The sequence below is a fragment of the Thermosynechococcus sp. B3 genome, from assembly GCF_030323045.1.
GTDB lineage: Bacteria > Cyanobacteriota > Cyanobacteriia > Thermosynechococcales > Thermosynechococcaceae > Thermosynechococcus.
Genome location: NZ_CP097584.1, coordinates 870694 through 877500, shown reverse-complemented (window position 1 = coordinate 877500; position 6807 = coordinate 870694). Strand labels below are relative to the sequence as shown.

General features: G+C 52.6%; 8 protein-coding genes (2 of these 8 cut by a window edge). 2 read left to right on the top strand and 6 right to left on the bottom strand.

The window, feature by feature from the left end:
• Positions 1-24, top strand: the 3' portion of a protein-coding gene (locus tag M0646_RS04490; protein WP_149818554.1) for an IctB family putative bicarbonate transporter. Its footprint begins 1374 nt before the window's first position; 24 of the gene's 1398 nt are visible here — the last part of the coding sequence; its start codon lies off the left edge, out of view; it ends in the stop codon at positions 22-24.
• Here M0646_RS04490 and M0646_RS04485 read toward each other — a convergent pair.
• Positions 1-238, bottom strand: partial view of a hypothetical protein gene (locus tag M0646_RS04485; protein WP_286626785.1) — the 5' portion only. 8 nt of this gene lie to the left of the window's left edge; the window shows 238 of its 246 coding nt (coding positions 1-238); its start codon is at positions 236-238; the stop codon falls past the left edge of the window. The genes M0646_RS04490 and M0646_RS04485 overlap by 32 nt on opposite strands.
• 853 nt (positions 239-1091) lie before the next feature.
• On the opposite strand from M0646_RS04485, the gene M0646_RS04480 reads away from it, so the two are divergent.
• Complete coding sequence (locus M0646_RS04480) at positions 1092-2189, top strand: ArsA-related P-loop ATPase (RefSeq protein ID WP_286626784.1); 1098 nt, start codon at positions 1092-1094, stop codon at positions 2187-2189.
• Here the strand turns inward: M0646_RS04480 and hisD are convergent.
• The 5 genes from hisD to ilvC all read right to left on the bottom strand — a co-directional run bounded on the left by hisD (position 2186) and on the right by ilvC (position 6716).
• Positions 2186-3481 carry a histidinol dehydrogenase gene (gene hisD / locus M0646_RS04475; RefSeq protein WP_286626783.1) on the bottom strand — a complete coding sequence of 432 codons (1296 nt, stop codon included), beginning with the start codon at positions 3479-3481 and terminating at the stop codon, positions 2186-2188. The two genes, M0646_RS04480 and hisD, sit on opposite strands and share 4 nt — an antisense overlap.
• 141 nt (positions 3482-3622) lie before the next feature.
• Entirely contained in the window at positions 3623-4120 is a 498-nt protein-coding gene (locus tag M0646_RS04470; RefSeq protein WP_286626781.1) for a DUF29 domain-containing protein, read from the bottom strand.
• 30 nt (positions 4121-4150) lie between these two features.
• On the bottom strand, positions 4151-4627 hold the full coding sequence (locus M0646_RS04465) for a DUF29 domain-containing protein (protein ID WP_149818546.1): 477 nt from the start codon (positions 4625-4627) through the stop codon (positions 4151-4153).
• Positions 4611-5699: a Holliday junction branch migration DNA helicase RuvB gene (gene ruvB / locus M0646_RS04460; RefSeq protein WP_286626779.1), complete on the bottom strand. Its 1089-nt coding sequence runs from the start codon at positions 5697-5699 to the stop codon at positions 4611-4613. The genes M0646_RS04465 and ruvB overlap by 17 nt, the downstream gene beginning before the upstream one ends.
• 21 nt (positions 5700-5720) lie before the next feature.
• Positions 5721-6716 carry a ketol-acid reductoisomerase gene (gene ilvC, locus M0646_RS04455; RefSeq protein ID WP_286626778.1) on the bottom strand — a complete coding sequence of 332 codons (996 nt, stop codon included), beginning with the start codon at positions 6714-6716 and terminating at the stop codon, positions 5721-5723.
• Between the last annotated feature and the right edge of the window lie 91 nt (positions 6717-6807).

Below are 6807 nucleotides of genomic sequence, written 5' to 3'. Positions count from 1 at the left end.
CTGGATGCTGAGCCGTCAACCTAGGCATAAGCTCGGAATCGCCCGCTTGATCTTGCCAGCCACAGTGGGAGCAATGGCACTGACCTATCTTGAGTTGGGAGTGATGGATAGGTTGCCGACACGCAGGGCAGCGACCGGTGAAGTAAGGGTGGTACATCAGCATCCGAATCTGCTCAACAGGAGGAAGATGACCAATCACTTGCTCAAGACTGGCTGTGGGGCATTCTAGAGAAAACATCAGGGAGTCCACAGGAACGTTCGTATCGGTTGGCACAATCTCTTTTTTTCAGTGTGCGAGCGATCGCCGACAAGGGGAATCGTAGAAATACGGAAATCTTCCCCCCCTAGCCTGTGGAAAACTCCAAAAAGCCTGTGGAAAATTCTGGGGAAAACCTGTGGAAAACCCCGGAAAAACTCTGAAAAACTGTGGAAAACTTTTTATTCTTTTTCCACTAAGATAATAGCCTGTGGAAAAACCCCCCACTTTTTCCACAAGTTTTCCACAGGGGGGAAGTGGCTCAAAGTCGCTCTGCAAGCGGGTTTCCGAAAATTTTTCCACATTTCCACAGCCCCTACTACTACTATAAATATTATTTAAATAATTTAGTAGTAGTAGATCTCTAAGATCTAAAGAGAATAAGATTCTGACAGAGAAAAATAAAGATGTGATTTGGGGCATGTGGGGTTAGTCTGAAGCTGTCTTAGAGCTTGAGGAAATCTTGGTTGAGAGGGTTGTGACACTGGGAAACATTAGGAAGACAAGAACAAAACGAAGGGTTGAGATGGCTAGAGGATCAGAACTTCCAAGTGCTTGGGGAAAACTTTGGGGAACTTGGGGAAAACTCTGAAAAAGGATTTGAATTTAGGTTCAGAATGCTCTAATGAGGATCTGTTTGCGCCGCGAAAAATTTTTTTGGCCTGAGAAGGGTCTAGAAGCCCCTAGAAGGAGGGCGATCGCCCTAGTAAGTAGCTTTATCGTTGAGGGGATTTTGCTGCCCATAGAAGCGATTTTATGAGGGGTTGTCTAGAGAACCTTGGGATAGCCGTTTGCCGATAGGATAGTCCAAGCAACTATCGTCCTCAAACTTGCCATGACACGCATTGTTACTCTCTTAGGAGCAACCCCAGAACAACAAACAGCACTGGGTCTGGCTATTGCCCAGTGGTTTGCCGGGCGACAGCAGCGAACCTTGTTAGCAGTGCCGAGTCCAGCCACTTCCCTGCAATTTTTCATTGGCAGTCCAGATCAGGCGATTGGTTGGCAACCCAAGTTGCTGTCGGAGGGATTAGCGATCGCTGAGCTGCTGGCTACTGAAAGTCTCAACACCGCATGGCAAGAACTCAGCCGTTTGGTGGAACCCTATTTGCCCCAAGAGTTGGTGGGTAAGGTTTATGCAGGCGAATTGGTGATCTTGCCGGGGATGGATACTTTGCTCACCCTCAATGCCCTACGCATTCACTACAGCAGTGGTGAGTACGATGTGATTGTCTACGTGGGCGGGAATAGTCAAGATACACTGCGGCTGATTGGGTTGCCCCAAGGGTTGGCGTGGTACTATCGCCGCTTTCAACGTTTGCTAGATCAACTAGATCTCAACGCGATCGCCAATGCTATTGGGGGGCCGATCGCTAGTGCAATTATGGCAGCCAATATTGATACCCAAAAAGTGCGGGAGCGTTTCGGTGAGGCGAAGGAGTGGATCGATCGCGGTGTGCAGATTGCCGCGGACTCGCAACGGTTATCGGTGTTTCTGCTAACGGATGGCACAGTGATCTCAACGGCTCAAACCGAATGGTTATGGGGCAGTGCTCAACAGGTGAATATCCCCATTTCTGAGGTCTTTTGTATGGGGGAACCCACGCCAGAGGTCAGCCGCACGTTTGCACTGCTACGCATTTCGGCGCTCCCCAAAGACTGGAGCCACTGGCAAAGCCTTGTTTCCCATCTTCCAGACCTGAACCAGTTGGCGGCAGCACCAGCTCCCCATGAATTTGATGAGACGCAACAGCAGGTGCGCATTTTCCTGCCAGGATTTCGCAAAGAACAGGTGAAACTCAGCGAGTTTAGTGGGGAACTGACGGTGGAGGCTGGCGATCAGCGACGCCACATTGAACTGCCCCCTAGCTTGAAGGGCAAACCGGTTCGCGGGGGTAAATTTGAAGCCCCCTACCTGATTGTTAGTTTCTAAGGCTCAAGGCGCAGACGCACGGAGTCGCGGTGGGAAATCAGGCCTTCTGTTTCAGCGAGGGTCATGACCGCTCCCCCCTGTTTGCGTAAGGCAGCAGGGGTGTATTGAATAATGCTGGAGTGTTTGAGGAACGTTTCTACACCCAAGGCAGAAGCATAACGGGCGGCACCAGAGGTGGGCAGGGTGTGATTGGGACCCGCGAGATAGTCGCCAACCGCTTCAGGGGTGGAATAGCCGAGGAAAATCGCACCGGCATGGCGCACCTGCTCGACAAGGCTCCAAGGGTCTTCGACTTCCAATTCCAGATGTTCAGGGGCAAAGTGATTGGAGAGTTCTACCGCTTGTTCTAGGCTCTCGACAATGCCAATCAACCCGTAGTGGGCGATCGCCTTCTCGGTGAGGACACGGCGCCGATGCTCAGCCAATTGTTCATTAACAGCCGTGACAACTGCTTCCGCAAGGGGAAGACTCGGTGTGAGCAAAATGGCTGCCGCAAGGGGATCATGTTCCGCTTGAGCCAGTAGATCAGCAGCAATGTGAACGGGATTGGCTGTCTCATCGGCAATGATCAAGACCTCTGACGGCCCTGCTAGGGAGTCAATACCAACGCGGCCATAGACCTGTTTTTTGGCCAGCATCACATACAGGTTTCCCGGCCCAGTAATGACATCCACCCGAGGAATCGTTTCTGTGCCATAGGCAAGGGCGGCAATGGCTTGGGCGCCACCAACGCGATAAATCTCTTGAATTCCCGCTTCTTGGGCGGCAACGAGAACCGCAGGGTTAATGCCTTTGCCCTGACCGGGAGGGGTGACCATGACAATCCGCTGCACACCGGCCACCTGAGCGGGAATCGCATTCATTAACACCGTACTCGGATAGGCAGCCCGTCCCCCCGGCACATACAGTCCGGCAGCATCAACAGCAGTGTAGCGTTTGCCGAGGACAATGCCATCTTCACCAAATTGCACCCAACTTTTGGGGACTCGCTGGCGGTGGAAGGCTTCAATTTGTTGCTTGGCAAGGCGAATGGCATCGAGGAGTTCTTTGGACACCTGTTGGTAAGCGGCATCCAGTTCATCTCCTTTCACCCGTAATGTTTCGGGGGTGAGGTCAATGTGATCAAACTGGGCAGTGTACTCAATCAGGGCGCGATCGCCTTCCTTGGCCACACGGCGCAAAATTGCCTCAACGGTAGCCTGTTGTTCGCTCATCTCCCCGCTATCGGTGCGATCGCAAATGCGGCGTAGTTCAGCGCGTAGGTCTGTTAACTGGGTGATGATCCGCAACATGGTCGTTCACGTAGGCGAGGCAGAGAGTCGGGGAAAGGTTAAAAAACCTTAATCAACCCTATCAATAGCTTACAGCGATTTTCCAATTACAGGGGCGGGCTAAGGCTGGCCAACAACGAGTGCTTAGGGCAAGATCGCGATTCACGAGACTGAGCCTTCGCAGTTCGCATCAGATTGCCAAGGCAGCCAGTTCTGATCGAGAGCTTGTTCAAGGCTAAATTCGGGGGCTTCAGGAATCAAATGAGGATTTACCCCACTAGCGCTGAGAAAGAGTTTTCTCCCATTGCAATATTGTTTGATGAAAATCTCCTGTACAAAGGATGTCAAGCTAGGGCTGGCTTCGAGTATTTCCTGAATGTGCAGTCTAAAATTCATCACTTCTCGTTGCCAACCCCGCAGGCAGTATTCCCGTTCCGTGTCCCAGTATTTAATTTTGAGGAGGTGCTCACAGAGTCGCATTAAATAGCTCGCGATCGCCTGTTTTTCGCTTCGACCCAAGCTCTCAATCTCCTCAATTAAATTTTCCACATCTAAGTTGTCGAAGTCCCCTGCCTTGAGTTGGGCAACGGTCTCCTTAAGCCAAAGGTAATAGTCTGCGGTGTAGAGGGATGCAGGCTTAGTTTTAATGGGAGAGGTCATACCAGAATACTTCTCGAAGGCCAGTGGATTCTATGAATTGAGGTCAGATTGCCAAGGCAGCCACTCCTCGTCTAGAGCTTCCTCCATTGTGAAGTCGGGGACTTCCGGAATCACGTCAGGGGATAACCCAATCACCTTCAGCATATTTTTCCTTGCCTTTTGATAGGAATCTAGGAAAGATGCCTTTGCAAATGGCTGAAGACTGGGGCTATCCTGCAAAATTAGTGCAATTTCTAAACGGAAATGACTAATCTCCAACAGCCAACCCCTATAGCAGTATTGTCGCTCAGTTTCCCAGTATTTGAGCTTGAGAAGATGCTCACAAAGACGCAGTAGATAGCTGAATAGGGCGCGTTTTTCGCTTCGACCCAAGCTCTCAATCTCCTCAATTAAATTTTCCACATCTAAGTTGTCGAAGTCCCCTGCCTTGAGTTGGGCAACGGTCTCCTTAAGCCAAAGGTAATAGTCGGTCTCATAGAGGAGTTGGGTCTTAAGACAAGGGGTCATGGGGACGAGATAACAACGGCAACTGGTTTTCTGGTGGGGTATAGCCTAGGTGTTGCCAAGCGCGGGGAGTGGCAACGCGGCCTCGGGGGGTTCGTTGCAGATAGCCCATCTGGAGAAGGTAGGGTTCATAGACCTCTTCAATGGTTTGCACATCCTCACCAGTGGCTGCAGCAAGGGTTTCAATGCCCACAGGCCCGCCTTGATAGGACTCAATCATCAGACTGAGGAGCCGGCGATCGCTCCAATCCAAGCCTGCTGGATCCACATTGAACAGTTCAAGGGCAGCGGTAGCCACCTCTAGGCTAATCGTGCCATCGTGTTTCACAGCGGCATAATCCCGTACCCGCTTCAGGAGCCGCAGGGCAATGCGGGGAGTACCACGGCTGCGGCGACCAATTTCCAGAGCGGCTTCGGGGGTAATGGGGGTTTGTAAGAGGGCTGCCCCCCGCTGAACGATCTGCTGGAGTTCTTCGGGATGATAAAAGCGCAAGCGCTCCACTAAACCAAAGCGATCGCGCAAGGGTGAGGTCAACGCACCGGCACGGGTGGTTGCTCCCACAAGGGTAAAGCGATTGAGTTTCAGTCGTCGCGTGCGTGCCGTTTGCTGTTTGCCCACGGTGAGATCAAGGTAAAAATCCTCCATGGCGGGATAGAGGAGTTCCTCGGTCATGCGGGAGAGGCGGTGAATCTCATCAATAAAGAGAATATCCCCCGCTTGCAGGTTCACCAAGAGACCCACAATGTCGCGGGGGCGTTCCAAAGCTGGGGCACTGGTCACTTTGCAGTTGACCCCCATTTCTGCCGCTAAGATCAAGGCAATGGTGGTTTTCCCTAAGCCCGGCGGGCCATAGAGCAGCAGGTGATCAAGGGGTTCTTGGCGTGCCTTGGCTGCCTCGATCGCAATGTGCAGCACATCTTTTAGTTCCTGCTGGCCAATGTAGTCCTGCAAGGAGCGGGGACGTAGGGACTCTTCAGCCGGCGCGTGCTGTTCCTCTGGGGTGAGTTGATTGGAGAGCAGTGAAGGGGGGCGCGATCGCTCCGGCGGTGAATTTTGCGACGAAATAATCGCCATTGCTGCCCCCTAGGGCAAAGCTTAAGCCCGTTTTAACCAGCTAAACATGGAACGCAGTTCTTGACCCACCTGTTCAATGGGGTGTTCTGCCTCCCGTCGCCGCATGGCAGTAAAGCCCGGTTTACCCGCCATATTTTCCAGCACAAACTCACGGGCAAATTGACCCGTTTGAATTTCGTGGAGAATTTTGCGCATTTCCGCGCGGGTCTCCTCGGTAATAATCCGTGGGCCACGGGTGAGGTCGCCGTATTCTGCGGTGTTGGAGATGCTGTCCCGCATTTTGGCAAGCCCCCCTTCCACAATCAAATCCACAATCAGCTTCACTTCATGGAGACACTCAAAGTAGGCCAGCTCTGGCTGATAACCGGCCTGCACCAACGTTTCAAAGCCAGCCTTAATCAGGGCGCTGAGGCCACCACAGAGCACCACTTGCTCACCAAACAGATCGGTTTCTGTTTCTTCGCGGAAGGTGGTTTCCAGAATGCCGGCACGGGTGCCTCCAATCCCCTTGGCGTAAGCCATGGCTAAATCGCGGGCTTGACCACTGGCATTTTGATAGACCGCAAACAGGCAGGGTACCCCTTCCCCTTGGGCATAGGTGCGGCGCACGAGGTGACCGGGGCCTTTGGGCGCCACCATCACCACATCCACATTGCCGGGGGGCACAATTTGGCCAAAGTGAATGTTAAAGCCGTGGGCAAAGGAAAGAACATTCCCCGCTTGCAGGTGGGGGGCAATCTCCTGCTCATAAACAACCCGCTGAACTTCATCGGGCAGAAGAATCATAATCCAGTCGGCCAGTTTCGCGGCTTCCGCCACGGAGTGCACCGCTAGACCATCGGCACGGGCACGCTCTGCAGAACGACTGCCGGCATAGAGACCCACCACAACATTGAGACCGCTATCCCGCAAGTTGAGGGCATGGGCGTGGCCTTGGGAGCCATAGCCAATAATGGCGATCGTTTTGTCCTTGAGGAGTTCTAATTGGGCATCTGCGTCGTAATACATGCGCGCCATAGTGATGATGTTCCTTTCCAATTGCATTCAGCAGGTCGTTATTATTTCTCTACCACATTGGCAGAGCCGATATAGCACCTCCTAGAGGGCT

What these genes read in the sequence shown, in the direction of transcription:
- M0646_RS04465 (WP_149818546.1), bottom strand. Translation starts at nt 4,627, where the DNA reads ATGACCCCTTGTCTTAAGACCCAACTCCTCTATGAGACCGACTATTAC.
- M0646_RS04480 (WP_286626784.1), top strand. Translation starts at nt 1,092, where the DNA reads ATGACACGCATTGTTACTCTCTTAGGAGCAACCCCAGAACAACAAACA.
- ruvB (WP_286626779.1), bottom strand. Translation starts at nt 5,699, where the DNA reads ATGGCGATTATTTCGTCGCAAAATTCACCGCCGGAGCGATCGCGCCCC.
- hisD (WP_286626783.1), bottom strand. Translation starts at nt 3,481, where the DNA reads ATGTTGCGGATCATCACCCAGTTAACAGACCTACGCGCTGAACTACGC.
- ilvC (WP_286626778.1), bottom strand. Translation starts at nt 6,716, where the DNA reads ATGGCGCGCATGTATTACGACGCAGATGCCCAATTAGAACTCCTCAAG.
- M0646_RS04470 (WP_286626781.1), bottom strand. Translation starts at nt 4,120, where the DNA reads ATGACCTCTCCCATTAAAACTAAGCCTGCATCCCTCTACACCGCAGAC.